The sequence below is a fragment of the Stappia sp. TSB10P1A genome, assembly GCF_900185725.1.
GTDB lineage: Bacteria > Pseudomonadota > Alphaproteobacteria > Rhizobiales > Stappiaceae > Stappia.
In genome coordinates this window covers 345,781-372,197 of record NZ_FYAU01000024.1, presented here as the reverse complement: position 1 = coordinate 372,197, position 26,417 = coordinate 345,781, and the positions used below count along the sequence as shown (strand labels likewise).

The window sequence follows — 26,417 nt, the reverse complement described above, 5'->3', positions numbered from 1 at the left end:
GGGGACGTGGGGAACGGCGGAGCGGCGGTCAATGGCAATGCTCCGCCCGCAGATGCGGGTCGAGACGGTCGCGCAGCGCGTCGCCGAGGATGTTGAACGCCATCACCGAGACGAAGAGGGCAAGGCCCGGCCAGAAGATCAGCATCGGCGCGGTCCAGACATATTGGCGCGCGTCGCCGATCATCACGCCCCATTCGGCGGTCGGCGGGGTGACGCCGAGGCCGAGGAAGGAGAGGCCGGAGACATGCAGCATCATGTGGCCGATATCGAGCGTGGCGAGCACCATGAGCTGCGACAGGGTGGCGGGAAGCAGATGGGCGGCGAAGATGCGCAGCCGGCTCGCCCCGGCAAGGCGGGCGGCGAGCAGGTGGTCGCGGTGGCGCAGCGACAGGACGATGCCGCGGACGATGCGCGCATACCAGGCCCAGTGCGACAGGGCGATGGCGATGATCACATTGACGAGGCCGGTGCCGAGCATGCCGATCATGAACAGCGCCAGCACCAGGGTGGGGAAGGTGAGGAAGACGTCGGTGACGCGCATGATGAGCTGGTCGGTGCGCCCGCCGATGAAGCCGGAAGCGCCGCCGACGGCGATGCCGAGCGCGAGGATGAGCACCAGCGTCACCGCCACCGCGCCGAGCGAGACGCGCACGCCGGCGATCAGCCGCGAGAGCATGTCGCGGCCGAGATGATCAGTGCCGAGCCAGTGGACGGCGTCCGGCGCCTGCAGGCGCGCGGTCAGGTCGATCACGTCCGGATCGTGCGGCGAGATCCAGGGACCGGCCACGGCCGCGACGACCAGCAGGGCGACGACGGCAAGGGCGAGGCGCACCGGCCAGCGCCCCGAAAACGGCGCGGTCAGCCGGGAGAGAAGACGGCGGGAGGGCCGCGCGGAGGACCCATGGAGCGGCAGGTCGGTCATTCCACTCCCTCCGCCGACAGGCGGATGCGCGGGTCGGCCAGCGCATAGACGATGTCGACCACCAGGTTGCACAGCATGAAGATCGCGACCATCACCAGGGTGAAGCACTGGATCACCGGATAGTCGCGGTTGAGGATCGCCGAGACGGCGTAGCGGCCAACGCCCGGCCAGCCGAAGATGCTTTCGATGATCAGGGTGCCGCCGATCATCTCGCCGATATGCATGCCCATGGCGGTGATGACCGGCAGCCAGGCATTGCGGAGCACATGGGCGCGCTCGACCCGCCGCTCGGGCAGGCCGCGCAGCCGGGCATAGCGCACATGCGGCTGGCCGGCGACCTCCAGCATGCTGGCGCGCAGCAGCCGGGCATTGATGGCGAGCGACATCAGCGACACGGCGACCGCCGGCATCACCAGATGGGCAAGGCCGCCGCGGCCCATCGGCGGCAGCCAGCCGAGATGGACCGAGAACAGCAGCACCAGGAGAAAGCCGAGCCAGAAATTCGGCATCGACACGCCGATGAAGGCGACGAGCCGCACCATCTGGTCCGGCCAGCGCTCGCGGTAGCGCGCCGCCCAGATGCCGAGCGGCACCGACAGGCCGATGGTCAGCGCCAGCGCGACACCTGCGAGCTGCAGCGTGGCGGGCAGGAAGTGCAGCAGGTCCGGCAGCACCGGGCGCTGGGTGGCATAGGAGACACCGAAATCGAGCCGCACCGCCTTGCCGAGCCAGTCGAGATACTGGGTCACGATCGGCCGGTCGAGGCCGAGCATCATGCGCGCGTCCTCCAGCGCCTGCGGCGTCGGCGGCACCTTGGACAGGCGCAGATAGTCCATCGCCGGATCGCTCGGCCCCAGCCGCAGCATCAGGAAGATGACCAGCGAGGCGCCGAGCAGCATCGGCAGCAGCAGGAGGACGCGGCGGAGGATGAAGCCGGCCATCTGCCTCAGTCCGCCGCCGGGGTGAGGCGGTCGAAGGGGATCTCGCTCGACATGGCGCCGAACGGCACCTCGCCCACCTCTTTGCGCGCGACCGCGACGGCGGTGACATAGGTCAGCGGCAGGTAGACCGCCTGATCGTGCAGGCGGGTGAGGAGATCGCGGTAGAGCGCCTGGCGCGCCGCCTCGTCGGTGGTGACCAGCACCTTGCCGATCATCGCGTCGATCTCGGCCTTGTCGGCAAGGCCGAGCTGGGCCTGATAATCGGCATGGGAGGGCACGCGCATGGAGCTGACGAAGGCATGCGGATCGTAAGGCGCGCCCCAGGTGCGGTTGAAGATCATGCCGAAGCGGCCGTCGCGCTGGCGGGCATAGACGCTGCTCTCCTCCTCGCCGGTGAGCAGGACCTCGATGCCGACGCGGCGCAGGTCCGCCTGGACGATCTCGGCCATCGACTTGGCGACCGCATCGGTGCCGACGAAGCAGAGCTCGACGCTGAGCCGCTCGCCGTCCTTCTCGCGGATGCCGCCTTCGGTCGAAGCCGTCCAGCCGGCGTCTTCCAGCAGGCGCCGCGCCTCGTCGAGGTCGTAAGGATAGGGCTCAAGGCCGATATCGGCGTAAGGAACGTTGGGCGCGAACAGCGTGTCGGCGCGGCGGCGGGTGCCGTAGAGCACCGTGGCGATCATCGTGTCCTTGTCGACCGCCTGGTTGATCGCCCGGCGCACGGCAAGGTCGCGGGTGGCGCCGCGATTGGTGTTGATCGCCAGGGCATGGGTCTCCAGCGGCTCCGACAGGGCGGCGGTGAGGCCGGCCCGCTCGCCCATGGCGCGGAAGCGCTCGAACGTGTCCGGCGAAATCGGCCCGTCGGTGCCATAGATCAGGTCGATCTCGCCGGTCTCGAAGGCGATGGCGCGGGTGTTGGGATCGGGAATGACCTTGACGGTGATCGCCTGATAGGCCGGCCTGTCGCCCCAATAGGCCTCGTTGCGGGCAAAGGTGTCGCGCTCGCCGAGCAGCGTCTCGGTGAGCATCCAGGGCCCGGTGCCGATGGGGGCGGCGATGCCGTCCTTCGTGCCGCCCTCGATGAATTGCGACGGCGCGACGAAGCGGAACGGGCGCGGCAGCGCCAGCTCCTGCAGCACCGGGTAATAGGCGTCCTTGAGGGTCAGCCGCAACAGATGCGGGCCTGCGACCTCGGCCGAGACGATCTGATTGGCGAGCTCGAGCCAGGCATGGCGGGGCCGGTTGGCGAGCACCGCGTCGAAATTCGCCTTGGCGGCGGCGGCATCGAAGGGCTCGCCATTGGAGAAGGAAACATCCTCGCGCAGGGCGAAGGTGTAGACGCGCCCGTCGTCCGACACCTCCCACGATGCCGCCAGCCAGGGGACGACCGTGCCGTCGGCGCGGTAGCGCACCAAGGGCTCGTAGACCATGGCCTGCGCGAACATCTGGTTCGGCGAATAGAGATGCGGGTTGAGCGGACCGACATTCACCGGCCAGGAGAAGTCGAGCGCCGGGCCGGCAACCGCCGGCGCGGCCGGCATCACCGCCGGGCTGAGGGACAGCGACAGGCCAAGGGGCAGCGCAAGCGCGGCGGCGCGGAGGAGCTTGAACATGTGACGCTTTCCGAAAGGGCGGTTGGTCGGGACGGCAATCGATAGGGGCAAACCGTATGATGAATTAGAATAACATCATACTGCCGCCATCCGTCAAGCGCGACCTCGGCGCAATCCGGCTCCGCCCTGGGCGGCCGGGCGTTTCAGCGGTTGCGGTCGTTCCCGCCACCGTGGCGATGGCCGGGGTCCGGGTCGTGATCGGGGGCATGATCATGATCATGGGCATGGCCGCGCAGCAGCAGCGATTCGCCCTCGAGCGCCGGGAAAACATGCAGGCTGCCATGACGCACGCCGCGCTGGCTGACGACACTGTCGGCGAAGCGGCGCAGATCGCCGGCGGTGCCGGCGAGGATCGACACTTCGAGACAGTTCTCGGCGCTGACATGGACATGGGTGGTGGCGACCGACAGGGCGTGATGGGCGTGGTGATTGTCGGTCAGCCGGTTGGGCAGGTCGCGGATGCCGTGGTCATAGACATAGGTGAGCGCGCCGTAGCACAGGCGCTCGTTCTCCAGCTCGTCGTCCGGGCCGATCGCCTCGCGCGCCAGCGCCTCGCGCGCCATGTCGCGGAAGATCTCGGAGCGGCTGGCATAGCCGCGCCTGGCGCCGAGGGCGTCGATCTCCCGCAGCAGGTCCTCGTCGACCGTGATCGTGATGCGTTCCATGACGGGCTTCCCTGACAGCGGGGCGGAGGAGACGACGGGGGGCGGTCCCGGTGGCGGGACCGTCCCCCGGACTTCGGAGCCGGGTGAGCCTAGACCGCGAAGCGCAGGATGGCGGCAAGGTCGCCCTTGCCGGGCAGGTCGGCGCGGCGCACGCCGAGGACCCGCGCCCCGCTCGCCAGCGCCCGGCCGGCGATCTCGTCGACGATGCCATAGGTGCCGGCGCTGGCGGCTTCCGCGAAGGTGACGGCGCCGCTCTCCTCGTCGACCGTGCCGGCGACCACCGTGTCGATGTCGACCAGCAGCGTGTCGATGGCGCCGAATGTCGCCGCCCGGGCGGCATCGGAGACATCGGCGGTGGGCCGGCCCTCGCCGGCGCGCGCCGCATAGAGCGCCGTCAGCGCCGCAAGGTCACGGGCATGGTCGGCATCGAGGACGGGGCGCGCGGCCGCCGCCAGATCGGCATCGGAAATCCGGTCGGGGCTGTCGGAAATGTCGTCCGGCAGCAGGTGCGGATAGCTGTTGACGGCGCGGAACACCGAGGCGAGCCGCCCGGTCGCCGCCAGGATCAGCGGCGTCTCGCGCCCGGCCAGGAACGGGCGCAGCGCCGCGTCGACCTTGCGCGCATATTGCTGGAAGCGGACATTCTGCCCCTCCGAGCCCTGGATGCGGCCGCTGGCGGAGCGGTCGTTCAGCGTCGACTTGCCGACGGCGCTGGCCGCGTCCTTCGGCAGCCCGTCGATCCTGACCGTCGCCGCCGGCAGCTCGCCATGGACCTCGACCAGCCGCACGGCGTTTTCCGACAGGGCCAGCACATAGGCCGACTGCGGGAAGGTGACGGCGCGCAGCAGGGGCTTCAGGTGGAACCGGTCCGACACTTCCACCAGGGTGGTGAGATGGTTGGCCAGGCGGAAGGTGCGCAGGCTCTCCGGCGTCGCCAGCAGGGCGAGGCTGTTGGCCTGCAGGCGCCAGAACTCGTCATCCTCCGCCAGCGCGTCGAACTGCTCCTGCAGCGCCGCCAGCCGCCGCTTGTCGAACCCCGCCGCCTCGAGCTGCTCGCGCGCCTGCCGGACGAGATTGCCGAGCTCGATCCGCGAGGCACCGCTCTCCTGGGTGAGCGGCGTCGTCGGCAGGTAGATCGACACGCAGGCATCGCTCCTGGTGCCGTTGAGCGCAGCGATTTCCGAGCGGGTGGGGATATCGACATGAAGCATATGGCTGTCCTTCCGGTACTGTCCGCGGGTGTTCGCGGCCCTCTATATAATCATCATGGCGGCATCCGTCCGCCCTTAAGGCAGATCAATCGCCAGGTGACGCGCCATCGGCATGGCGGCTCCTTGTCACGGCATCATGGCGGGCCATGGTGGCCCGGCGGCCGTTTGTCGGCCTGCCGGCAACCGGACGACAGGCTGGCCTATCCGGCGGTCAGCAGATGCCCGAGCAGCGCGTAGGCGAGGCCGAAATAGATGAAGACCCCGAGCAGATCCATGATCGAGGTGATCATCGGCGAGCTCAGCGTCGCCGGATCGGTGCCGATGCGGCGCGCGGCGAACGGCAGCAGCGCGCCGATCAGGCCGCCGAGCACCGTGCAGATCGCCATGGACAGGCCGACCACCAGAAGCACGTCGCCGCCGACACCCTTGCTGAAGAAGGCCAGCACCGCCTCCAGCAGGGCGATGACCACGCCCAGCGTCAGCACCACCGGGATCTCCCGCCGGATCACGAACCAGACATCGCGCCAGCGCAGCTTGAGCTCGCCAAGCGCCATCGCCCGGATGACCAGCGTCGCCGACTGGCTGCCGGTGTTGCCGCCCATGTCGACGATCGGGGCGATGAAGGCGGCAAGCACGATCACCTGGCTCAGCATCTCCTCCTGCGCCGCGACGAAGGTGCTGGTGACGACGCCGAACACCGTCAGCATGATCAGCCAGAACGAGCGCACCTTGAACATCTGCACGAAGCTGGAGGAGCGCAGGTCGAGGTCCGGCCCGCCGCCCGGCGCGACGTTGCCGCCGAACTGCATCACCCGCCGGCCGCGCTGGGCCTCGGCGACGTCCATCGCATCGTCGACGGTGACGATGCCGACCAGCGCATCGCCGCCATTGGTGATCGGCAGCGCCAGCAGGTCGTAGTCGGCGATCTTCTGCGCCACCTCGTCGCGCTTGTCCCCGACCCGCGCGAAGATGACGCGCTTGCGCATGATGTCGGCGACCTGCACCTCGTCGCGGGCGATCAAGAGGTCGCGCAGGGAGACGACGCCGACGAGACGGCGCGCGTCGTCGACCACATAGGCCTCGTAGATGGTCTCCTTGTCGGGCGCCTCGTGACGCAGCCGGTCGATCGCCTCGCGCGCGGTGAGGCCGGGCGCCAACAGCGCATAGTCCGAGGTCATGATCGAGCCGGCCGTGCCTTCCGGATAGGAGGCGAGCCGGCGGATGTCCTCGCGCTCGGCATGGGCGATGCCCGGCAGCAGCGCCTGCTGCTGCTCCGGCGTCAGCCGGTTGAACAGGTCGGCCCGCTCGTCATGCGACATGGCGGTGACGAGCCGCGCCAGGTCGGGGCGGGACAGCCGGCCGGCAATGGCAACCTGGAGCGCGGGCTGGAAATAGCCGAAGACCTCCGCCTCGCGGCGCTCGGGCAGCAGCAGCAGGATGGAGGCGATCTCGCCGGGGGCCAGCTCGCCGACATCGGCGGCGATATCGGCGGGATGGCGGTCGGCGAGCGCGGCCTTGATCGAGGCAAGGTCGTTGCGGGCAAGATAATCGCGGAAGGCCGCGGCGGTGATGATGGCGGTCATGGGTCTGAACTCCGTCGGTCGGGGCGCCGGCGACGGAGGACCCGCCCTCATCGATGGGGCTGGACCGGGCGCCGGCAGGCTGTCTGGGGATGTCTTTGGGAAACGACGGCCACGGGGCGCGATGCCCGCGCGGCCGTGCGACTAGATCCGTCTTCCATGTTCGATCTTCCTGAAGGGTCAGGCCGCCCGAAGGCTGCCGGTTTTGAGACTTAGTCGTGTTATGTGACAAATCGACAATCGGGCACACGGCGCAGGGCCGGCGGAGTCGGAATCGGTGGCGGCATTCTCCTCCAGCGACCAGCCACAGCGGAGCCCTCCGGTCGCGCCATCGGCGGACCAACGGCATGCCAGCCGGCGGTCCGGCAAGGACCGCGCGGAGACGCGGAGGCGTTCGACGCCCGCCTGTGCGGCAGACGAGCGCGTACGATTCGGCAGATGCCGGTCGACATGTGGGAGGAAGATGATTTTCTTCATGGCTCACCTCCTTCGACCCCTCGCGGCGGGGGAGGAGGTGAACGGGAGCCGGCCCTTAAGCCCGAGCGCCGCTCACCCGGCCCTGGCCGGGAGCGATCATCGCTGTACGGAGTGGCGCCCGATGACGGACGCCACGACTAGGGTAGCTGTCCATGGTTCTCTCGATTGACAAAGAGGCCCGCAGCGCGAACCGGCGCGGACGCGAAACAGATAACCTCCCGCGGCGGGCGGATCAAGCCCGCAGGGCACCGTCCGGCTTTCAGGGGCTTGCACCCCCGGTTCCGGCGCAATCATCAGTCCGCGCTAGCCGCCGGCGGCTGCATCGAACCGCTGGCGAGACTGCTCGATCTCCTGCCAGTTGTCCCTGATCCAGTCGGTGAACCCTTCAAGCGCCGGGAGCATCGTCCGGCCCATTGGCGTCAGTTGGTATTCGACGCGCGGGGGAACCTCGGCAAAGTAATGGCGCAGGACAAGGCCGTCCCGCTGGAGGTTTCGCAGTGTCAGGGTGAGCATGCGCTGCGAAATTTTCGGGATCCCGTTCCTGATTTCGGAGAAGCGCAGAGGCCTCTCCGGCTCCAGCGCGAGAATGCTGACGACGAGGATCGTCCACTTGTCCCCCAGCCGCGCCAGGATGTTGTTCGGCGCGCAGGGCGTGAAGACCGGTCCTTTCTTCGTTTCCGTGTAGGGCCTGCCGTGGATCAGCTTCTCCATGAGTTACCTCCTGGTCACCGGCTTACAGACATGTGCCGCCTTGCGCGCTTCTTATAGCAGTCCCATTTCATAACCATCAATGGTTACCGAAAGGAACGATCGATGGCGAGGGTTGACCCGGCCGGCTGCCGAACCGGTCCGGACAGCCCGCGCGACCTTGGCAACCTGGCCGCGGGACAGGGCACCACGCTGCATGGGCCGCCGGCCGTCTGTCCTTCAACGTGAACAACAGCAGAGATCCCGAACATGGCTCCTCTAAAAGCTCTCATGCTTTCCTGCGCCCTCACTCTGGGTGCGTTGACCGCGCAATCGGGCGCGGCGCTCGCCGATGTGAAGAACATCGTTCTCGTGCATGGCGCGAATGTCGACGGCAGCACCTGGCGCGGCGTCTACAACCGTCTCACGGCGGAAGACTACAAAGTCACGATCGCGCAGATGCCGCTGACCTCCACTGAGGACGACATTGCCGCAGTCCAGCGGATTGTCGACAGTCAGGACGGCCCGATGCTGCTGGTCGGGCATTCCTACGGCGGCATGGTGATCAGCGAAGTCGGCGGCGACCCGAACGTCAAGGGCCTCGTCTATGTCGCGGCGTTCCAACCCGACGCCGGCGAAAGCGGCGTGGCCCTGATGGCCTCGGTTCCGACCGAGTTCACGCCCGACAAGCTCAGGATCTTCGACGACGGTCACTACCTAGTCGATGAAGACACCTTCGTCGCCATCGTCGGAAACGGCTTGTCCAGGGACGACGCGATCTACGTGGCAAGGTCGCAGGCGGCATCGAACACCGCGATCCTCAACTACCAGGCTCGCGTCGCGGCCTGGAACGAGAAGCCGAGCTGGTCGGCCATCGCGACCCTCGACCGGACCATTGCGCCCGGCCTGCAGCGTCAGATGTCCGAGCGGGCCGGTTCCACCATCGTCGATATCGAGAACGGTCACATGCTGCCGATGACGAGCCCGGACGAGGTGGCCGACCTCATCCGGCAGGCCGCCAGGGCAGTCGAATAGGGCGCTTTACCGCACGGGCCGGGCGAACCGGTCCGTGCGCTTTGCCCGGTCTTGTTGCCTGGTCTTGTTGCCAGCCCGGTTGCCAGCCCGATTCCCGGGCCGATGTCCGGTGGCGCCTTGTGAGGTCGTGACTTCGTGATTGCCGTCGTTTGGCCCCCGGCGACGGTCCGGGGACCGGAGGGGCGGCGGATCAAGGTGCCGGGAAGCGATGTCACGCTCCGCCGCCCCCTCTCAGGCTCGGCGCACCACGTCCTGCCATTCCGGGTGCCGTGCGATCTGCGCCTTGGCGAAAGGGCAGAGCGGCAGGATGGCGACCCCTTCGCGGCGGGCGTCCTCGATCGCCTGGCGCACCAGCCGCTCGCCGACCTTGCGGCCGCGCAGCGCCGCCGGCACCTCGGTGTGGTCGATAATGATCATCCCGGCGCCGGCCCGGCTGTAGGTCATCTCGGCCTCGATGCCGTCGACGAGGAGGCGGTAGCGCCCCTTCGACGCGCCCTCCTCCCGCTCGACCTGTTCATCGCCCGCCGACGGCGCATTCCCCGCCCCTGCCGCATCGGGGGCCCGCACCTGTCGCGGCTGCCCATGCGCGCATTCCAGGAGATCGCGGTCCCAGCCGCCGAGATCGGCCGCCGCCTCGTAGGTGGAGACCAGGAACGCCAACAGGGCTTCATCGGGATCGGCCAGGGACTGAACGGCCTCGTAGGGCAGGACGAATTCCGACAGACCGTCGTGCCAGAAGGCGGCATCGGGCTGCACGGCCGCAGCGCGGTACCCGCCGGGCGCCGGGTAGGCGTAGGCATAGAAGGCCGGATAGTCGATGCCGCCGCCGCCCGGCCAGAAACCCACTGACGAGACCTCGCGGTCGTAGGCCTCCTGCGCGACGTCATCCGGCAAGGCCGGAACGCCGCCGGGATGGAGCGGCGCGCGGCGCCCCGAAAAGCGGGTAACCGCCAGGTCGAAGCTGCCCCAGAAAAGATGAACGGGGCTGGACTTGCCGACAAAGGACGTGCGGAACCGGTTGAAGACCCTGTCGACCGCCAGCAAGGCCTGATGGAAGCGCTGCACGGCTTCGCCGTCATAGGGCCGGTCGCGGTCGTCCTCGGCGAAGGGAACCGGGAAGGGCACCTCGTTCGGGCGGCCGTTGAAGGTCGGGGTGCCGCCGAGCTCCGAAATCAGGTGCACGAAGCTCGCGTGGAAGGCCGCGACGGTGGTCGGCCCGAGATCGAACGCCGCCGTGTGACCGTTGCCATTGGTGCCCACGACCCTGTGCTTGCGAAGGTCGAACAGGATTTCGATGCCCGGCCCATCCGGGATGGGCGACGTGGCCAGACCGGTCGGCGTGACATAGAAGGTCGCGTTCCAGGAGTGATTGAGCCACGGCGTGTGCGCCAGCCGGTATTTGCCGGCGATCTGGAGATAGAGATGCAAGGCTGAACAGGTTTCACGCCAACTGAGGTAATCGAGGCGGGGCCAGGTGGTCATGTCTCGTTTCTCCAGGCTGGATCCGGTCAGTCCGGAAGGGGGATGTGCTCGCTCCGGTCGCCGGCGGGCAGATCGAAGCGTCCCTTGCCCCAGTTCGCGGCGCGCCCGGCAGGAGCGGGCCCTGCCCCATCGCCGACGGATAGATCGCTTGCCGCGCTCGCCGCAGGGTCTCGCCGTCACGCAGTCCGGCCGGCGGACCCGCCAAAAATCTGGTCGCACCCTTTCCGAGAAACCGAACGAACTCAAGCCTGCGCGCCGCGGCGCGCCGGAAAGGGCGCAAGAACGGCACCAGGGCGGCATGTCCTGCACCGCAGAGCAGGGGCGCATTCGCTACTTACCGGCAGTCAATGAGCACTTCCCCCAGACTCAGGAGACTGACATGACCTTCCGCAACGGCCTTGCCTCGCTGCTCCGGCCCGAGGATTCGGTGCTGGTCCTGATCGACCACCAGCCCTACCAGCTCGCCAACCTGAACAGCCACGACCCGCATATGGTGGTCAACAACACGACCGGCCTCGCCAAGGCGGCCAAGGTGTTCGTTGTCCCGACCATCCTGACCACCGTTGTCGCCGACCGCGGCGGAAAGCTGTTCCCCTCGATCACCGACGTGTTCCCGGGCCAGGAGGTGATCGACCGGACGCTGATCAACACCTGGGAAGACAAGCCGACCGTCGATGCGGTCAAGGCGACCGGCCGCAAGCAGTTGATCATCGCCGGCTTGTGGACCGAGGTCTGCGTCGCCATGCCCGCCATCCAGGCGGCCGGGGAAAGCTGGGACGTGACCGTCGTCACCGACGCGTCGGGGGGCACCTCGCTCGAGGCGCACCAGGTCGCAATCCAGCGTATGATTGCGGCCGGCGTCAATATGATGACGTGGCTGGCCGTGGCGTCCGAATGGCAGCGCGACTGGGCGCGGGCCGAAACGGCGGAAGCGCTCAACGAGGCGATCGGGTCGCACGCCTACGGCAGCGGCAGCGGCGCCGCTGAGTTTCAGCATCGCTCCCGAGGAGCGCGCCAGGGCGCGCAGATCGGGTCCGCTGTGGACCAGCGCGCCCTTCGATATGACGATCGCGTCGCGTCCCGCCGAGAGAGCGGATCGGAGATAGGCAAGGCCCGGCCCCCCGGTGCGAAAATCGCTGGGACCGGCCTCGATCAGAATGTCGGCGCCGCTCGCCTCGATGAAGGCCGGGCCCGACAGGCCCGGCTCGAGCGCCTCAAGGCGCCCGGCTTCGAGACCGTCCGCATCGGCCAGACCGGCGCGCGATCCGCAGACGGCGACGAGGCGGATGTCGGTATCATGAACCTGCCGGTAGCGCTCGCGCCGGGCCAGGAGAAGAGTGGCGGTGGCGCGGCCCACGCCCCCGAAACCGGCAATCGCGACCCTGACGATCTTCATGATTTCACTGCCTTGTCTTCGAGGCTCAAGCCCGAGACCCCAACGTTTCGAACAGCGCCGGTCGAAGGCGCGCGTGCGGCGGCCGCGCAATCCGCGACCGCCGATCCCCTTGGCGAGCCGTCTCAGGCGCGGATGAAGGCCAGCATATCCGGATTCACCACCTCCGGATGGGTGGCGAACAGGCCGTGCGACAGGCCGGGATAGGTCTTCAGCGTGCCGTCCCTGACGAGCCTGATCGCCTTGAGGGCCGAGGTCTCGATCGGCACGATCTGATCGTCCTCGCCGTGAATGATCAGTACAGGAACGGTGATCGCCTTCAGGTCCTCGGTGAAGTCGGTTTCCGAAAACACTTCGATGCAGTCGTGATGCGCCTTGGCGCCGCCGCTCATGCCCTGGCGCCACCAATTGTCGATCAGGCCCTGGCTGACCTTCGCGCCCATCCGGTTGAAGCCATAGAACGGCCCGCTCGGCAGATCGCGATAGAATTGCGCCCGGTTTGCCTCCAGGGCGGAGCGCAGGCCGTCGAAGATCTCCATCGGAACGCCGTCCGGGTTGGCATCGGACCGGGCCATCACCGGCGGGATCGCCGCGATCAGAATGGCCTTGGCCACCCGGCCGCGCTCGGCCCGCGCCGCATAGCGCGTGACCTCGCCGCCGCCGGTCGAATGGCCGATATGGACCGCGTCGCGCAGATCGAGCGCCTTGGCGATCTCGGCCACGTCCGCGGCATAGGTGTCCATGTCGTTGCCGGTGTCGGTCTGGTCGGACCGGCCATGGCCGCGCCGGTCATGCGCGATCACCCGGTAGCCTTCGGACAGGAAGAACAGCATCTGGGCGTCCCAGTCGTCGGCGCTGAGCGGCCAGCCATGGTGAAACATGAGGGGCTGGGCGTCTTTCGGTCCCCAGTCCTTGTAGAACAGCGTCGTGCCGTCGGTCAGGGTGATGGTGGTCATGGCATGTCTTCCTTTCGCGGGTTTCGAGGAAATTGCCGGGCGGCGGGACGAGCGGTTCCGCCTGCGCCCGGTCGGTCATAGCGGCCTCAACAGATGCCGCACGACGGGCGGCCGGTCGCCGACATGGAACGCCTGGAGCAGTTGCTGATCGAGCTGGTCGGCATGGGTCACACGGGCATGCTGGTGCTGGTGCTCGACCCAGCTCTCGACGACGAAGCTTTCGACGATACGCCCCGGCTCGGCGACGTCCTCCCAGACGTCCCAGCGGATGGCGCCGTCACGCTGCCGCGACGACCGGAAATCGCGCAGGGCGACGACGAAGTCGGCAAGGCGCGCGGGCTCGATCCGATACTCGATCTCGATCAGCACCGGCCCGCGGTCGTCCGCCGGCTGCACGAAGACCACAGGTTCCGCCCAATGGTTCGAGGGCGCCAGATCGTTAGTCCGAGTGCCGGCCGGTGCCCGAGGAGACGGGCGCCGCCGCGCCACAACCGCTGCCACGAAGGCGCCGGAAGGGCTGCGGCACAAAGGCAGGTTGGCTTTCGGGCAGGTTGGCTTTGCGAGGCTGACTTTACTGCCCGCGCCCGAGTGCCGCGGCGCAGGGCCTGCGATGACGGTGCCGATCTTGCGGGCTCTTGCCGAGGGAAAGCCGCGAGGCCGTCCAGACCGGGGCTGCCGATGCGGAGTGCCGGGCCGGCGGAAGCGATCCAGACCGGTCTCGCAGCACAGGGAGCCCGCGCGACGCGGTCATCCGCGGCGCCGGCAGCCTGGCTGATGCTCTAGACGCGCTTTCCGATCAGGTAGAATCACCTGATCGATAAGAAATCGCTCCAAATTCAATACCTTGAGCATATTCTTGTCGTTCAGATCGGTTCGATCTGAACGACAAGAATATGCTCTAGACGCGCTTCCTGGCCAGCAAGCAGGGGGCCGCTGCGCTCCATTCCTGTTCGCTGCGCGCAACGGAACGTCCGCGCTCGAACAAGCCGCCAGGCGACCACAGGCCGTTGAACCGAGCCATGGCCGAGCGCCGCCGTCTGTTTGCTGTCTTGCAGAAGGGCGACTTCCCGTTCTCTCGGAGCGCGATACCGGCGGCCGCCTGATCGGACGGCCTCGCCGATCAGGCGGCCGTCATCGGCGAGACCCCGCTCGGCGCAGCGCCTTCCCTTCCGGTTCAGGCGCGTCCGCCGCCATGTGCCGGGCAAGTGCCTTGCCATCCGGATTGTTGTGAATGCTCGACAGTTGCGCCGCCGCGGCCGCATCGCCGCTCAGCACCGCGTCGGCAATTGGCTCGTGGAGCGGGATCATGTCGGCAAACAGATCGCTATGCATGGGTTCGGTGAGGGTCATGAACAGCCGGATCTGGCTTTCCAGAAGCCCGTACATCTGGATCAGTCTCTTGTGCCGCGACATGGCGACGATCTGCCGATGGAAGGCAATGTCCGCCTCCATGCAGGCGCGCTTGTCGCGGCGCGTCACCGCCCGCCGCATGTCCTCCATGGTCTTCTTCAGTCGGCTGGCATCCTCGTCCGTCAGGTTCCGGGCCGCGAGTTCGGCCGCCAGCGCCTCGAGAGAATTGCGCAACGAGCACAGTTCGAGGGCGTCCACTGCGCTGAGCCCGGCCACGAACATGCCGCGGCGCGGACGGAACTCGACCAGGCCTTCGTTCTGAAGATGGCGAAGAGCCGAGCGGACGGTTCCATTGCTCACCTCGAACTCCTGTCCCAGGTCGGCCTCCACGAGATGCGTGCCGGTGGTCAGCGTCCCGGAGAGAATCTTCTCACGAATCCCCTCCGCGACGACTTCGTCGAGACCGGGACGCCCAGAGACAGCTTTGGTGCGCGCCATGCCGCATGCCTTCCTATCGACAATAATTAATTATTCTAGCCGATTGGCCGGCCAAATGCACCGCGTTTCTACGGCATCCCCAGGGCATTCGGCAGCCAAAGCACGGTGGCCGGCACATATGTGATCAGCAGCAGCACCGCCAGAATGATCGCGATGATCGGCAAGCTCTCCCGCACGACCTGGCCCATCGGCGCGCGAGAAATCGACTGGGTGATCAGGAGATTGAGGCCGATAGGCGGGTGGATCAGTCCGATCATGAGGTTCAGCACGACCACCAGCCCGAAATGGACCGGGTCGATGCCATAGGCGAGAGCGGCGGGCAGGAAAATCGGCACCAGGATGATGGTGGCGGGCGTCGAGTCGAGGAAGATGCCGGCAACGAGGAAGATGATGTTGACCAGCAGCAGGAAGCCGTGCGGACCGAGATCGGCCGCCTGCAGATGCGCCTGGATATCCCGGGGAATGCCGTTGACGACGATCAGATAGGCAACAAACGAGCTGATGCCGACGATCAGCATGATATTGGCCGTCTGCAGGGCGGCGTCGGTGAGCATCCCGGGAAACTGGCGCCACTGGAATTCACGGTGGATCACCCAGCCGACGAACAGGGCGTAGAAGACCAGCACCGCGCCCAGTTCGGTGACCGTGAAGAGGCCGCCCTTGGCCCCGAGTGCAAGCAGCAGCGGCATGCTCAGCGCCCAGAGGCTGACCCGGAACTTCCGGCCGATCTCGGTCCAGGCGATGCTCCCGCGCGCCGCCAGCCGCTTGCGCCTGGCGACATAGGTGACATAGGCGATCAGCGCCGCGGCGATGATGAAGCCGGGGATATAGGCGCCGACGAAGAGCTTCATGATCGAGACCTGGGCGATCACCCCGTAGATCACCAGCGGAATGCTGGGCGGGATGATCGGGCCGAGCACGGCCGCGCCCGCGGTGAAGGCCGCCGCGAAGGCGGGCGAGTAGCCTTCCTTCTTCATCTCGGGGATCAGCAGGGCGCCGCTCGCCGCCGCATCGGCGACCGAGGAGCCGGAAATGCCGGAGAGGAACACGTTGGTCCCGACATTGACCACGCCGGAGCTTCCCCGCACCCGCCCGAGCGCGCTGGCGAACAGGTCGATGACGCGCGCGGTGACGCCGCCGCTGTTCATGATCGCCGCCGACAGGATGAAGAAGGGGATCGCCAGCAGCGGAAAGGAATCGATCCCGTTCACCAGCTTCTGGGCCAGCAGGACGCCCGGCGTTCCCCAGAGGGCGACAATGACGAGCGCGGCAACGCCCATGGAAACGGCGATCGGCACGGACAGCAACGTGAGGACGAAGAAGACGGCGGACAGTACCGCGAGCATGGTCATGGGCGGATTTCCTCAGGTGACGAGGGCGGAAGGGACGCGGCCGGGGAGACGAGACGGCGCGTGAACAGGCGCTCGATGATGAAGAACAGGCCAAGCGCGCCAAAGACGATCGGTGGCAGATAGAACCACCGATAGGACAGCCCCGTCGCCGGGGCGATCTTGCCGGAGGCCATCTGGATCAACTGCCAGGCGTAGTGGCTGAGGAAGACCAGCAGCAGCGCGGTGAGCGCATCCGTTCCCAGCCCGAGCGCGCCGCGAGCCCTTGGGCTCATCCGATGCTGGACGACATCGATGAGGATCAGGTCGCGCATCGAGACCAGCAGCGCGGCACCGCAAAAGACCATCCAGATCATCAGCAGGCGGCAGATTTCCGCGAGCTGATGGGTGGCGCCGTGAGTGACATAGCGTGCGACCACCTGAAAGGAGACCAGCACGATGATGGCGAGCAGCATCAGCGCGAGCCCCTGCCGCAAAATCCAGCGCAGCGCAGCGCCGACGCGAATGATGATATGAGACATGAGTTCCTCCCGCGCGGCTCCCGGCAAGACGGCGCCGGGAGCCGCCGTTCAATCAGTTCACCAGGCGGAACCGGTCGATGATGGGCTGGAGCGCTCCGTCGTGCCTGGCTTCGGCCGCGCGCCTGGCGAACGCCTCGAGATCGGGTGCGTGGACGACGAGGCCGTTCGCCTGCAGCTCGCCGATGAGCTGCTGGCTGCTCTCCTGGGTATAGGCGCGATACCAGTCGGCACTCGCATCCGCCGCCGTCTCGAACGCCGCCTTCACGGGAGCGTCGAGCCCGGCGTACCAGGGGGCGTTGCAGATGAACGCCATCGTCTCGGCCATGTGGTTGGTGACGACGAGGTGTTTCGCCACCTCGAAGAAACGATGATCCTTGATGGCGACCAGCGGCTGCTCAAGACCATCGACCACCCCCTGCTGGAGCGCGGCATAGGTTTCCTCAAAGGCGATCGACGTCGGATTGACGCCGAGTGCTGCAATGGAGGTCACATAGGCCGGAATGCCGGGCGCGCGCACCTTCATGCCCTGAAGGTCGGCGAGGCTGTCCGCCGGCTTCTTCACCAGAAACTGCCGGAACCCGCGGAACCCCGGACCGACGACCTGGAAGCCCGAGTCCTCGGCAATGGACTCGATCACCGCCTTGCCCGCCGGCCCGCGCCAGATGCGGAAGAAATGGTCCTCATCGCGATAGAGATAGGCGACGCCTTCGATGTTGGAGATCGGGCTGAAAGAGCCGAGGACGCCGACGCTCTCATACATGCATTCGAGAACGCCGCCCTTCACCTGCTCGACCATCTCGCTCCAGGTGCCGAGCTGCGAAGCCGGGAAAATCTCCACCGAGACGCTGCCGCCAAGCTCCTTCTCCAGATTGGCCTTGAACAGCTCGATCACCTTGGTGTCCGGCCCCTCGGGCGTGCCGGTGCCGCCGATGCGGATGCGGGTCTGTGCCTCGGCCGGCAGCCCGGCCGACAGGGCGAGGGCGCATGCAACAACGAACGTCTTGAGCTGTGACTTCATAACTATCCCCTTCCGGTTTTGCTTTGTCTTTGAGATCAGCCGCCGCTGGGGCGGGCATGTTCGGGTCAGTTCGTCCGGCGCTCTGGCGCGACGAGCTCGCTCAGCACCGTTTGCAGACGGGTGCCGGGGCGCAGCCCGAGCTTCCGGGCCGCCTGGTTCACGTCGGAGATGACGCCGTTGTCCCAGGTGTCCCGGGAATCGCCGATGCGGGCGCTGGTGTGGGCGATGACGCCGGCGGCGATCCCGCGCTCGTCGAGCATGGCGAGCGCCACGGCTCCGGCGTTCTCCTTGCCGAAGCCGGCATCGTTGAAGAACACCGCGCCGACCGGGACGGCGAGGGCGAATTCTCCCGAACTCGCCCCGCCATGCGAGGCGGAGACGACGATGGCGCCTTCATCATCCGGCGTCAGCTTGGTGATGGAGTCCATCACGACGACACGGCCCTTCGAGCCGTGGCAGACTTCAGCTTTCAACATGGCTTTTCCTCATGCGTCGGTTCGGGCGATGGCCGTCAGGGAGCCGTCGAGGGCGTCGACGATCTGGTCGATCTGGTCTTCGGTGATGACGAACGGGGGGCTGATCTGGATATGATCGCCGCCGCGCCCGTAGTTGGCGCCTGCAACACCGGGATTGATGATGACGTTTCGCAGGCGCATCTGCGCTGCCAGGCGCGCGGTGAACTGCTCGCTCTCGGCGAAGGGCCGGCGCGAGGCGCGGTCGGCCACGAATTCCAGGCCGGCGAACAGCCCGCGTCCGCGCACCTCGCCGATGCAGGCGTGGCGCTGCTGCAGCGCTTCCAGCCGCGCGAACAGATAGGCCCCCGTCTTGCCGGGCCTCTCGAACAGGCCCTCGCGGGTCATGATCTCGAAGACCTGCTGGCCCATGAAGCAGGCGGCGGGGTGGCCGCTATAGGTGAAGCCATGCACGAAGCGGCGTTTGCTGGTGCGGAAGAATTCGGTGATCTCGTCGCTGATGATCGTCGCGCCGAGGGCGGCGTAGCCGCTGGCGATCGCCTTGCCGGCGGTGATCATGTCGGGTGTCACGCCCCATTCCTGGATCGCGAAGGGCCGGCCGGTGCGGCCATAGCCGGTGAGCACTTCGTCGGCGACGAACAGCACGCCGTAGCGGTCGCAGATCTCGCGGATGCGCCGGTAATAATCCGCATGCGGCACGACGCCGGAGCAAGTGGTGCCGACGATCGGCTCGGCAAAGAAGGCGGAGACGGTCTCCGGCCCTTCCAGCAGGATCGCCTTCTCCAACTCGTCGGCGCAGGCAAGCGAACAGCCGCCGTGCCTGGCGCACAAGCCACACCGATATTCGTAAGGCGGGGGAATATGCACCACCGGCAACAGATAGGGATCGTAAGGCTGCCGCCAGCTCGTGCGGCCGGAGATCGAGAGGGTGGCGATGGTGACGCCATGATAGCTCTGCCAACGCGCGATGATCTTGTGACGGCGCGGCTCTCCCCGTTCGATGTGGTACTGCCGGGCAAGCTTCAGCGCCGTCTCGTTCGCTTCCGAACCCCCCGACGAGAAATAGACCGATCCCATCCCGGGCGGGGCGACGGACAGTATCGAAGCCGCGAACCGCTCCTGCCACGGATTTGAGAAGCCGGCGTTGTAGACGAAAGTGACGCGATCGCCGGCATCGGCCAGCGCCTCGGCGATCTCCGTGCGGCCATGGCCGATGCCGACGACACCCGCGCTTCCCATCGCATCAAGGTGGCGATTGCCCTCTTCATCGAAGAGGTAGACGCCGGATCCGCGCGCGATGCGCAGCGGTGCCGTCGCGAAATCCCTCAGGAATACCGTCAATTTCTCAACTCCCTCGCACTCGGCCGATGGCTGTGGCGCAACATCAGGCATGACCAGATCATGCCCATCGCGATTTTTCCTTGTCAATAAAAAATAATTAATTATTGTGCAGTGAACCGATCGACAGGGAGACGGAAATGGTTACGGCACGCTGGAGAGCAGAGGACGGGCTCGGCATCGAACATGCCGACGTCGCCGTCGGGGCTTCTGAGATACGCGTCGAGAGCGTGGTGACCGGAGACCGGTTCGGTCCCTATGGCGCGCGCTACCGGTTGCACTGCACGGGCGACTGGACGGTTCGGAGCGTCGAGATCGATGTCGTCGGCGGAGCGTCTCTGCGGCTGGCGAGCGATGGCGAAGGCAATTGGAGGGACGGTGCCGGCTCGCCATTGCCGGAGCTCCAGGGGTGTATCGATGTCGACATCTCCGCCACCCCGCTCACCAACACGCTGCCCATTCGCCGGCTTCGCCTTGCTGAAGGCGCGCGTCGCGAGATCCGCGTCGTCTATATCGCAGTGCCGAGCCTCACCCTCGCGCCGGCGCTCCAGGCATATACCTGTCTGATGTCCGATCGGCGCTATCGCTACGAAGGTCTGTTTCGGCATTTCGAGACGGAGCTGGACGTCGATGGCCACGGGCTGGTGACCGACTATCCGACGCTGTTCCGCCGCGTGCTCTAGGATCGAGCCGAGACCATGAGCGACGAAAGACTTCACTGCACCTATCTCATCGAAAGCCCGATCGACATCGAAAGGGCAGCCGAACTGCTTGCCAGCGAACAGTCGATCGGATCGTTCGTGCAGGTCCCGGGCGAAACCGACGATGTCCTGCGGCGGCACGGGGCCAGGGTCGAGGCGGTGGATCGGGTCGCGGACGGCGCATTGCCCAGCCTCGCGACCTCCTTGCCGGGGCTCGCAAGGGATGTCCGCACAACCCGTGCCGTGGCACGCGTGTCATTTCCCGTCGAGAACTTCGCACCTAACCTGGCTTCGCTCTTCGCGATCCTGCTCGGCAATCTGTTCGAGCTTCAGGAACTCACCGGAATACGTCTCGAGGACGTCGAGCTTCCCGCAAGCTTCTCCGACCGCTTTCCCGGTCCCGCCTTTGGCGTAGCCGGCACGCGCTCGCTCACGGGCATCCCGACCGGCCCGATCATCGGCACCATCGTCAAGCCGAAGCTGGGCCTGCCGCCGGAGCAGATCGCCGCGCTGGTCGAGACGCTCGGCGACGCCGGTATCGACTTCATCAAGGACGACGAGTGCCTCACCGACCCGCCATCGGCTCCGTTGGCCGCACGCGTGGCGGCCGTTTCCCGCGCCCTTGACCGCGTCGCGGACCGAACCGGACGCAAGCCCATGTTCGCATTCAATGTCAGCGGAGAGTCCGACGACATGCGCCGCAGCCACGACCTTGTCGCCGCCGCCGGTGGAACCTGCATCATGGTCTCGCTCAACGCCTGCGGCCCTTCCGCGATCGGGGAGCTGAGACGCCATTCCACCCTTCCTCTCCACGGTCATCGTGCCGGCTGGGGAATGCTGACGCGCCATCCCTCGCTCGGCATCAGCTTCACCGCCTATCAGAAACTGTGGCGTCATGCGGGCGTCGATCACCTCCATGTCGGCGGGCTGCAGAGCAAGTTCTTCGAGGAGGACGCCTCGGTCGCGGCCTCGGCACGGGCGTGTCTGGCGCCCCTGGGTCGGCACGCGGCTGTCATGCCGGTGTTCTCCTCGGGCCAGTGGGGCGGCCAGGCCCCGGAGACGTTCCGGCAGGTCGGCAGCGACGACCTTCTCTATCTGGCGGGCGGCGGGATCCTCGGCCATCCGCTCGGCGCTGCCGCGGGTGTTCGCGCCCTTCGCGAGGCCTGGGAGGCGGCGAAACTCGGCATTGCGCTCGATGACCATGCAGCCACCCATCCTGCTCTGGCGGCCTCAATCCGGACATTCGGACAGATCAGAACAAGACGGGGAACGGGCAATGGCTGACCTCTCACCCTCGCTCTGCTTCTATGGCGACGATTTCACGGGCTCGACGGACGCGCTCGACGCTCTCACCTCGGCGAACGTGTCGGCTGCGCTGCTCCTGGAGCCGACGGACGAGGCCATGCGCCTGCTGCCGGACGTGCAGGCCGTCGGGCTCGCCGGCATGAGCCGGGCCATGTCGCCCGATGACATGGAGGCACATCTGGCGGATGCCTTCCGTTTCCTGGCCGATCTCAATCCCCGGGTCCTGCATTACAAAGTCTGCTCGACATTCGACTCCTCGCCGACGAAGGGCAGCATCGGCAAGGCAATGGAAATCGGCCGACGCTTCTTCGGCGATCGGGCGACGCCGATTGTCGTCGGCGCCCCGGCGCTGGGTCGCTATGTCGCCTTTGGTCATCTTTTCGCTCGGGCGGGACATGCGCCCACGGTTCACCGCCTCGACCGCCATCCCGTCATGAGCCGACATCCCGTGACGCCGATGACGGAGTCCGATCTGCGGCGCCATCTGGCCTGTCAAACCAAGCTTCCCATCGACCTTGTTTCGCTCGCCGACCTCGAAGCCGGGCACTATCCGGCTCTGGAGGCAAACGGCCGTGCCGTCCTGTTCGATACGACGTCTCCCGGTCACCTCGCCGATATTGGCGGATGGCTCGATCGCGAAAGCGCCGAAGCGCCGATCTTCTGCGTTGGGTCGAGCGCAGTGGAAACGGCCCTCGCTCCCAGGATCGGCGCTGGCGGCACGTTTCGTTCCCCACCACGCCTCGCTCAGGGGCCATGCCCGGTTGCGGTGGTGTCGGGCAGTTGTTCGCCGGTGACCGCTCAGCAGATGGACGCCGCAGCGCGCAACGGCTTTGCGCTCATTCGCATCGAACCGGCGGAGCTCATGGAGGATCGTTCGATGATGGCTGCCTGTCACAAGGCTGCCGACACCGCGACAACGGTATTGCAGACAGGCCAATCCGTCCTGGTCTATTCGGCCCGCGGACAGGCGAACTTCGGTGTCGCGGTCGACGAACGCCAACGCGGCGATCTGGAGCGCCGCATCGGCATGGCGCTTGGCAAGGTGCTCGCAACGCTCGTCGAACGCGCCGCGCTCCGCAAGGTGATCGTCGCCGGCGGCGATACATCAGGGCGTGTCGCGCGCGCCCTCGACCTCGTGGTTCTGCAGGTGGTCCACCCCCTTGCACCCGGAGCTCCCCTCTGCCAGGGCTCAAGGCGCGACGGCTCCAGGATCGAAATCGCTCTCAAAGGCGGGCAGATGGGCGGTGAGGACTTCTTCGCCCGCGCCAGAGACGCCTGAGCTTCTGAAAGCTACATGACGCTCGCGCCGGATCGGAAATCGGCCCTGACCGACGGGAGCTTTCCTTTCATCCGAATCTGAAGTTCGTCACATGGAGCGGCGTGCTCTCAACGAACTTCAGATTCAAAAGGGTGACTGGCAAGCCTATGTTTCTAGCGTGGTTTTCGAGTCTGAAACACGCTCGCCGGCCCGCTGCAAAACGAGGCGTATTTCAAATTCACCACACTCGTCAAAACCGGAGGAAACGACCCGTGGCAGGCCACCCCGCGGCCAAGGGCCCGGGCCTGCCGGTCGGTGGCCCGGGGCACCCTCTGGCGGCCGGACACCCCGAACGATGCTGCTCCGCACCATGCCGGAAGTTGCATCTCGTAACGGAATTTCCCTGAAAAATACAACATTACGTTGCAACCATAGGATTTTATCGCTAGAATTTCAGACGTTGGAATGTAGATCTGAAATTAGTTCTTTTTGTCTGGAAGGGAGTCGGACTATGATTCTCAGCAGCTTGGTGCGCGATGATCCCAACGGATTCATCGACTTGGACAAGAACCTCGGCCGCCACATTGGCGACAAGAATGTGCAAGCCTTTCATGAAGAGGCCGGCAACCTCGCCGCGGACGTGCTGTTCGAAGACGAGTCCATGGTGAAGGAGCTCCTTCGGGACGAAGTCATCGTGACGGAGCTCAACGCCGCGCTGTATAACGTGCGCGCCAAGGCCTATGGTTTGCGGACCTTCAACGCCGACCGGGACCGGGCGATGTTCGCGGACACCCTGCACAGCGTCATGGGCAAACGCGACCAGAGCCTCGAGCGCGACATCATCCAGGCCGAACTCGTCCAGAACTCGGCCATCAACGACCGGACCATGCGCAATCCGACGGTGATGAAGGTCCTGAACGAGCGTGTTTCGGACCTGTACGAACAGTACAAGAAGAAGAAGAAGAGGTAACCGGACGGCGCTGTCGTCGAACCGGCTCTGCGAGGGCAACGAAACACCGCAAGCCATTGGCTGTCGCAAGCCGATGGCTTGCGGGTTTGCGGCTTACAGCGAGCCAGGTCGCCATGCAAAATCGCCGGCCATGTGGCCGGCCATGTCTTTGGTCATGGCGTTGACCTCGTCGTTGGGCATGTCGCTGACCATGGCGCCAGTCGCATCACCGGTCGCACCGCCAGTCGCATCGCCAATGGAGGCCGGCGCGCCCGGACGCCCCGTCTCTTCCCCCGTTTCTTCCTCGCCGCCGCCGCGCGTCTGCGTCTTGCGTCTGCCTCCCGCGCCCGCGCCTCGGCCTTCCCGGCTGCATCTTTCCCCTGGCCTCTGTTCTCCCCGATTTCGTTGCTCCCGGCCTCGTTCTGTCGGCCTCGTTCTCTCGGTCTCGTAGTTCCCCATCTCGTTGCGACCCGTCGCATCTCGCGCCCGTCTCGACTTGCTCGGCAAGGCGGGTCCAAAAAGGTCGCTCGGGCAGGGGCGCCCGGGCACGAGCCGCCGGCGCTCCGACGAGCGCGGCCGGCGGCGATCCGTCAGCCTGCTGCCTGTTTTTCGCGGATGGACGACACCGGCCCGGACGGGAGGGCATTGTAGATGGCCTGGAACGCCTTGACCGGATTTCGCGGCGTTTCCAGCGCCGCATAGGCCGGATCGGATTTCAGGAGTTCATGCACGCGGGACAGCCGCCACTGCGGCACCCTTGGAAACAGGTGGTGGACCAGATGATAGCCCTCGCCGTGCTTCTCCCCGACCACGAGATCCCACAACAGGCCGAACTCCCGGTTGCGGGACATCTGGATGTCGACGGGCTCCTCGGGCTCCATCAGCGGGTAGTGCTCCAGCAGTTCCGCGATCGAGCCGATCCAGGCATGGGTGGTGACCAGCGGCACCAGCCAGTAGGCCAGCAGGGCCCAGAAGACGCCGGTCCACAGGGCGACGCCGATCACGAGCGCATAGGTCGCCAGCCGGACGGCGGTCTCCCATCGGTCCTCGTCGGCCGGCAGGATCCGGTGCCGGATCAGGAAGGCGATATAGCGCAACGTTCCGGCGGGGCTGACGACCCGGAAGAGATACCGGCGCAGCGAGGCCTTGCACCGCCCCGCGCCATAGAGGCCGGATGTCACGAAAAACTGGTAGTCCGGATCCTGCTCCGGATCGCCGAACAGGCTGTGATGGGCGCGAAGATGCGAGGCGACATAGCCGGTATAGCTCTGCAGCACCGGATGTCCGCCGAACACCGCCCCGAGGACGGTTCCGGCGCGGCGGTTCTTCATGAATGTCCGGTGGCAGGCCTGGTGCAGGACGCCGGACAGCGCCCTTTGCCGACCGCCGATGAGGAAGATCGCGCACAGATACGCCGGCAGCGCCAGATAGAGCGGCAGCGAAACCCAGGCCCAGTAGGAGCCGGCCGCCGCCAGCAGGATGACGGACCAGTGTTCGAGCAGTTCCAGCGGCCCGTGCAGGTTGTCGAGCGCGTAATACGCCTGGACCCGCCGCCGCAGGTCGGCGGAAAAGGCATGCCGCCTGACCTGTTTGACCTCGCCCGCCATCGCCGCCTCCTCACGCCGACTTTCCGCGCGGCCGCGCCGGCGCCGCGTCCCGCGGCACCCGGTCGATCCGGTTCCGGCGCCGGTCGAGGAAGCCCAGGATGGCGGGTACCGGGCTGACCACATGGCGGTTGTCCGCCAGGGCCGCGCCGTAGCGCCGGCGCACGTCTTCCATGCAGCTCCAGTGCTCTTGCGGGCACAGGTGGTGTTCCTGATGATAGCCGTCGTTGAAGGTGACGAAATTGTAGAGCCGTCCGTAGTGGCTGACCGAGTTGGCGAAGCGGTTCTCGGGGCAGGCGCCGAAGTGCTCGAAATAGTTCTGGACGTTGACGAGAACCAGCGCCGCGAAAAAGGACGGCAGATAGGCGAACAGCACAAAGGAGGGCCGCACCGCCAGCAGGCCGAGCAGAACCAGCGTCAGGACGATCAGTTCAAGGCGCATCTGCCGCCGTTCCCCGTCCCGCAGCCGGGCGCCGACCACCTGGTCCGGCGAGCGGGCGCTGTCCGCCGCCGCCAGGGCGGGGACGAAGGCCGTCAGCCGCAGCCATGCCTCGTTGCGCAAGGTGGCGACCGCACCCGCGAACGCATAGCGCCAGATGCTCAGATGCGTGCCGTCGCTCGCGCCGGCATAGGTCGACGACAGGTCGCGCGGCGGGCCGTTCGGACCTGGGCGATCATTGTGATAGCGGTGATGATTGCGCACATGCGAGACGTGATAGGCCTGCATCGACTGGCCGATGGTGACCGAGTTGAGCACCGAGGCGGCGGCGTTCAGACGGGGATGGCGAAACCACGGATTGTGGGTGAACAGATGCGCGACGATGACGATGCTGTAGGTGGTGAGCAGCGCCAGCATCGGCACGATGCCGAGCTTCCAGCCGATGGAGACATGCGGCCATGCATAGGCGCTGCAGAAGAGGGCGCAGGCATGCGCCAGGCTCAATCCGGCCAGCCAGGCATCCTTTGCTGAACAGCGCCACATCGCGTCGCACCTCTCGGCGTTATCCGGGCATGTCGACGCGCTTGGCTCCCGACACTGCCGGCACGTCCTCCCTCCGCGAACGCCGCGCTCAGCAGGAAGGTCGGAGTCG

Annotated in this window: 23 protein-coding genes and 2 pseudogenes; 6 read left to right on the top strand and 19 right to left on the bottom strand. The window is 66.7% G+C overall.

The window, feature by feature from the left end; translation table 11 throughout:
* Positions 1-28: 28 nt before the first annotated feature.
* The 7 genes from nikC to TSB10P1A_RS10245 form a co-directional block, all read right to left on the bottom strand.
* Positions 29-922 (bottom strand): nickel ABC transporter permease subunit NikC, encoded by an 894-nt coding sequence (nikC, locus tag TSB10P1A_RS10275; RefSeq protein ID WP_186387813.1) that lies wholly within the window; start codon positions 920-922, stop codon positions 29-31.
* Positions 919-1,863 carry a nickel ABC transporter permease subunit NikB gene (gene nikB / locus TSB10P1A_RS10270; RefSeq protein ID WP_186387812.1) on the bottom strand — a complete coding sequence of 315 codons (945 nt, stop codon included), beginning with the start codon at positions 1,861-1,863 and terminating at the stop codon, positions 919-921. The genes nikC and nikB overlap by 4 nt, the downstream gene beginning before the upstream one ends.
* A 5-nt stretch (positions 1,864-1,868) precedes the next feature.
* Entirely contained in the window at positions 1,869-3,404 is a 1,536-nt protein-coding gene (nikA, locus tag TSB10P1A_RS10265) for a nickel ABC transporter substrate-binding protein (RefSeq protein ID WP_371515086.1), read from the bottom strand.
* 215 nt (positions 3,405-3,619) lie between these two features.
* Positions 3,620-4,141, bottom strand: a complete 522-nt coding sequence (nikR, locus tag TSB10P1A_RS10260) for a nickel-responsive transcriptional regulator NikR (protein ID WP_186387810.1) — start codon at positions 4,139-4,141, stop codon at positions 3,620-3,622.
* Positions 4,142-4,230: 89 nt separating this feature from the next.
* Complete coding sequence (locus tag TSB10P1A_RS10255; RefSeq protein WP_186387809.1) at positions 4,231-5,352, bottom strand: hypothetical protein; 1,122 nt, start codon at positions 5,350-5,352, stop codon at positions 4,231-4,233.
* Positions 5,353-5,552: 200 nt separating this feature from the next.
* The gene (gene mgtE / locus TSB10P1A_RS10250; protein ID WP_186387808.1) at positions 5,553-6,935 is read right to left on the bottom strand and encodes a magnesium transporter; all 1,383 of its coding nucleotides are present in this window, start codon (positions 6,933-6,935) and stop codon (positions 5,553-5,555) included.
* A 777-nt stretch (positions 6,936-7,712) separates the two neighbouring features.
* Complete coding sequence (locus TSB10P1A_RS10245; RefSeq protein WP_186387807.1) at positions 7,713-8,120, bottom strand: helix-turn-helix domain-containing protein; 408 nt, start codon at positions 8,118-8,120, stop codon at positions 7,713-7,715.
* A gap of 267 nt (positions 8,121-8,387) precedes the next feature.
* On the opposite strand from TSB10P1A_RS10245, the gene TSB10P1A_RS10240 reads away from it, so the two are divergent.
* Positions 8,388-9,131, top strand: a complete 744-nt coding sequence (locus tag TSB10P1A_RS10240; RefSeq protein WP_186387806.1) for an alpha/beta hydrolase — start codon at positions 8,388-8,390, stop codon at positions 9,129-9,131.
* A 231-nt stretch (positions 9,132-9,362) separates the two neighbouring features.
* Here TSB10P1A_RS10240 and TSB10P1A_RS10235 read toward each other — a convergent pair whose 3' ends face one another.
* Complete coding sequence (locus TSB10P1A_RS10235; protein WP_186387805.1) at positions 9,363-10,613, bottom strand: DUF5996 family protein; 1,251 nt, start codon at positions 10,611-10,613, stop codon at positions 9,363-9,365.
* 379 nt (positions 10,614-10,992) lie between these two features.
* On the opposite strand from TSB10P1A_RS10235, the pseudogene TSB10P1A_RS10230 reads away from it, so the two are divergent.
* Positions 10,993-11,586, top strand: a pseudogene (locus TSB10P1A_RS10230) (hydrolase); the annotation flags it as partial.
* 81 nt (positions 11,587-11,667) lie between these two features.
* On the opposite strand, the pseudogene TSB10P1A_RS10225 reads toward TSB10P1A_RS10230, so the two are convergent.
* The 9 genes and pseudogenes from TSB10P1A_RS10225 to TSB10P1A_RS10185 form a co-directional block, all read right to left on the bottom strand.
* Positions 11,668-12,009: pseudogene (locus TSB10P1A_RS10225) on the bottom strand (homoserine dehydrogenase); the annotation flags it as partial.
* Between the two features lie 122 nt (positions 12,010-12,131).
* Positions 12,132-12,962: an alpha/beta fold hydrolase gene (locus tag TSB10P1A_RS10220; RefSeq protein ID WP_186387804.1), complete on the bottom strand. Its 831-nt coding sequence runs from the start codon at positions 12,960-12,962 to the stop codon at positions 12,132-12,134.
* A gap of 75 nt (positions 12,963-13,037) precedes the next feature.
* On the bottom strand, positions 13,038-13,451 hold the full coding sequence (locus TSB10P1A_RS10215) for an MFS transporter (protein ID WP_256376668.1): 414 nt from the start codon (positions 13,449-13,451) through the stop codon (positions 13,038-13,040).
* A 642-nt stretch (positions 13,452-14,093) separates the two neighbouring features.
* Entirely contained in the window at positions 14,094-14,810 is a 717-nt protein-coding gene (locus TSB10P1A_RS10210) for a GntR family transcriptional regulator (RefSeq protein ID WP_186387803.1), read from the bottom strand.
* Between the two features lie 68 nt (positions 14,811-14,878).
* Positions 14,879-16,162 (bottom strand): TRAP transporter large permease, encoded by a 1,284-nt coding sequence (locus tag TSB10P1A_RS10205; RefSeq protein ID WP_186387802.1) that lies wholly within the window; start codon positions 16,160-16,162, stop codon positions 14,879-14,881.
* The gene (locus TSB10P1A_RS10200; protein ID WP_186387801.1) at positions 16,159-16,680 is read right to left on the bottom strand and encodes a TRAP transporter small permease; all 522 of its coding nucleotides are present in this window, start codon (positions 16,678-16,680) and stop codon (positions 16,159-16,161) included. Before TSB10P1A_RS10200 ends, TSB10P1A_RS10205 begins: the two co-directional genes overlap by 4 nt.
* 52 nt (positions 16,681-16,732) lie before the next feature.
* Complete coding sequence (locus TSB10P1A_RS10195; protein WP_186387800.1) at positions 16,733-17,698, bottom strand: TRAP transporter substrate-binding protein; 966 nt, start codon at positions 17,696-17,698, stop codon at positions 16,733-16,735.
* A gap of 65 nt (positions 17,699-17,763) precedes the next feature.
* Entirely contained in the window at positions 17,764-18,174 is a 411-nt protein-coding gene (locus tag TSB10P1A_RS10190) for a hypothetical protein (RefSeq protein ID WP_186387799.1), read from the bottom strand.
* Positions 18,175-18,183: 9 nt separating this feature from the next.
* Positions 18,184-19,512 carry an aspartate aminotransferase family protein gene (locus TSB10P1A_RS10185; RefSeq protein ID WP_186387798.1) on the bottom strand — a complete coding sequence of 443 codons (1,329 nt, stop codon included), beginning with the start codon at positions 19,510-19,512 and terminating at the stop codon, positions 18,184-18,186.
* A 137-nt stretch (positions 19,513-19,649) separates the two neighbouring features.
* Here TSB10P1A_RS10185 and TSB10P1A_RS10180 point away from each other — a divergent pair, with 137 nt between their 5' ends.
* The 4 genes from TSB10P1A_RS10180 (at position 19,650) to TSB10P1A_RS10165 (ending at position 23,743) form a co-directional block, all read left to right on the top strand.
* Positions 19,650-20,192: a putative glycolipid-binding domain-containing protein gene (locus tag TSB10P1A_RS10180; RefSeq protein WP_186387797.1), complete on the top strand. Its 543-nt coding sequence runs from the start codon at positions 19,650-19,652 to the stop codon at positions 20,190-20,192.
* Positions 20,193-20,207: 15 nt separating this feature from the next.
* Complete coding sequence (locus TSB10P1A_RS10175; RefSeq protein WP_186387796.1) at positions 20,208-21,494, top strand: ribulose-bisphosphate carboxylase large subunit family protein; 1,287 nt, start codon at positions 20,208-20,210, stop codon at positions 21,492-21,494.
* Positions 21,487-22,794 (top strand): four-carbon acid sugar kinase family protein, encoded by a 1,308-nt coding sequence (locus TSB10P1A_RS10170; RefSeq protein ID WP_186387795.1) that lies wholly within the window; start codon positions 21,487-21,489, stop codon positions 22,792-22,794. Before TSB10P1A_RS10175 ends, TSB10P1A_RS10170 begins: the two co-directional genes overlap by 8 nt.
* A 490-nt stretch (positions 22,795-23,284) precedes the next feature.
* Entirely contained in the window at positions 23,285-23,743 is a 459-nt protein-coding gene (locus TSB10P1A_RS10165) for a hypothetical protein (protein ID WP_186387794.1), read from the top strand.
* Between the two features lie 569 nt (positions 23,744-24,312).
* On the opposite strand, the gene TSB10P1A_RS10160 is transcribed toward TSB10P1A_RS10165, so the two are convergent.
* Together TSB10P1A_RS10160 and TSB10P1A_RS10155 are read right to left on the bottom strand one after the other, a co-directional pair.
* Complete coding sequence (locus tag TSB10P1A_RS10160; protein ID WP_186387793.1) at positions 24,313-25,329, bottom strand: fatty acid desaturase; 1,017 nt, start codon at positions 25,327-25,329, stop codon at positions 24,313-24,315.
* Positions 25,330-25,339: 10 nt separating this feature from the next.
* Positions 25,340-26,308, bottom strand: coding sequence for a fatty acid desaturase (locus TSB10P1A_RS10155; RefSeq protein WP_186387792.1), 969 nt, complete (start codon positions 26,306-26,308; stop codon positions 25,340-25,342).
* Positions 26,309-26,417 lie beyond the last annotated feature (109 nt).

What these genes read in the sequence shown, in the direction of transcription:
- nikC (WP_186387813.1), bottom strand. Translation starts at nt 922, where the DNA reads ATGACCGACCTGCCGCTCCATGGGTCCTCCGCGCGGCCCTCCCGCCGT.
- nikB (WP_186387812.1), bottom strand. Translation starts at nt 1,863, where the DNA reads ATGGCCGGCTTCATCCTCCGCCGCGTCCTCCTGCTGCTGCCGATGCTG.
- nikA (WP_371515086.1), bottom strand. Translation starts at nt 3,404, where the DNA reads ATGCCGGCCGCGCCGGCGGTTGCCGGCCCGGCGCTCGACTTCTCCTGG.
- nikR (WP_186387810.1), bottom strand. Translation starts at nt 4,141, where the DNA reads ATGGAACGCATCACGATCACGGTCGACGAGGACCTGCTGCGGGAGATC.
- TSB10P1A_RS10255 (WP_186387809.1), bottom strand. Translation starts at nt 5,352, where the DNA reads ATGCTTCATGTCGATATCCCCACCCGCTCGGAAATCGCTGCGCTCAAC.
- mgtE (WP_186387808.1), bottom strand. Translation starts at nt 6,935, where the DNA reads ATGACCGCCATCATCACCGCCGCGGCCTTCCGCGATTATCTTGCCCGC.
- TSB10P1A_RS10245 (WP_186387807.1), bottom strand. Translation starts at nt 8,120, where the DNA reads ATGGAGAAGCTGATCCACGGCAGGCCCTACACGGAAACGAAGAAAGGA.
- TSB10P1A_RS10240 (WP_186387806.1), top strand. Translation starts at nt 8,388, where the DNA reads ATGCTTTCCTGCGCCCTCACTCTGGGTGCGTTGACCGCGCAATCGGGC.
- TSB10P1A_RS10235 (WP_186387805.1), bottom strand. Translation starts at nt 10,613, where the DNA reads ATGACCACCTGGCCCCGCCTCGATTACCTCAGTTGGCGTGAAACCTGT.
- TSB10P1A_RS10220 (WP_186387804.1), bottom strand. Translation starts at nt 12,962, where the DNA reads ATGACCACCATCACCCTGACCGACGGCACGACGCTGTTCTACAAGGAC.
- TSB10P1A_RS10210 (WP_186387803.1), bottom strand. Translation starts at nt 14,810, where the DNA reads ATGGCGCGCACCAAAGCTGTCTCTGGGCGTCCCGGTCTCGACGAAGTC.
- TSB10P1A_RS10205 (WP_186387802.1), bottom strand. Translation starts at nt 16,162, where the DNA reads ATGACCATGCTCGCGGTACTGTCCGCCGTCTTCTTCGTCCTCACGTTG.
- TSB10P1A_RS10200 (WP_186387801.1), bottom strand. Translation starts at nt 16,680, where the DNA reads ATGTCTCATATCATCATTCGCGTCGGCGCTGCGCTGCGCTGGATTTTG.
- TSB10P1A_RS10195 (WP_186387800.1), bottom strand. Translation starts at nt 17,698, where the DNA reads ATGAAGTCACAGCTCAAGACGTTCGTTGTTGCATGCGCCCTCGCCCTG.
- TSB10P1A_RS10190 (WP_186387799.1), bottom strand. Translation starts at nt 18,174, where the DNA reads ATGTTGAAAGCTGAAGTCTGCCACGGCTCGAAGGGCCGTGTCGTCGTG.
- TSB10P1A_RS10180 (WP_186387797.1), top strand. Translation starts at nt 19,650, where the DNA reads ATGGTTACGGCACGCTGGAGAGCAGAGGACGGGCTCGGCATCGAACAT.
- TSB10P1A_RS10175 (WP_186387796.1), top strand. Translation starts at nt 20,208, where the DNA reads ATGAGCGACGAAAGACTTCACTGCACCTATCTCATCGAAAGCCCGATC.
- TSB10P1A_RS10170 (WP_186387795.1), top strand. Translation starts at nt 21,487, where the DNA reads ATGGCTGACCTCTCACCCTCGCTCTGCTTCTATGGCGACGATTTCACG.
- TSB10P1A_RS10165 (WP_186387794.1), top strand. Translation starts at nt 23,285, where the DNA reads ATGATTCTCAGCAGCTTGGTGCGCGATGATCCCAACGGATTCATCGAC.
- TSB10P1A_RS10160 (WP_186387793.1), bottom strand. Translation starts at nt 25,329, where the DNA reads ATGGCGGGCGAGGTCAAACAGGTCAGGCGGCATGCCTTTTCCGCCGAC.
- TSB10P1A_RS10155 (WP_186387792.1), bottom strand. Translation starts at nt 26,308, where the DNA reads ATGTGGCGCTGTTCAGCAAAGGATGCCTGGCTGGCCGGATTGAGCCTG.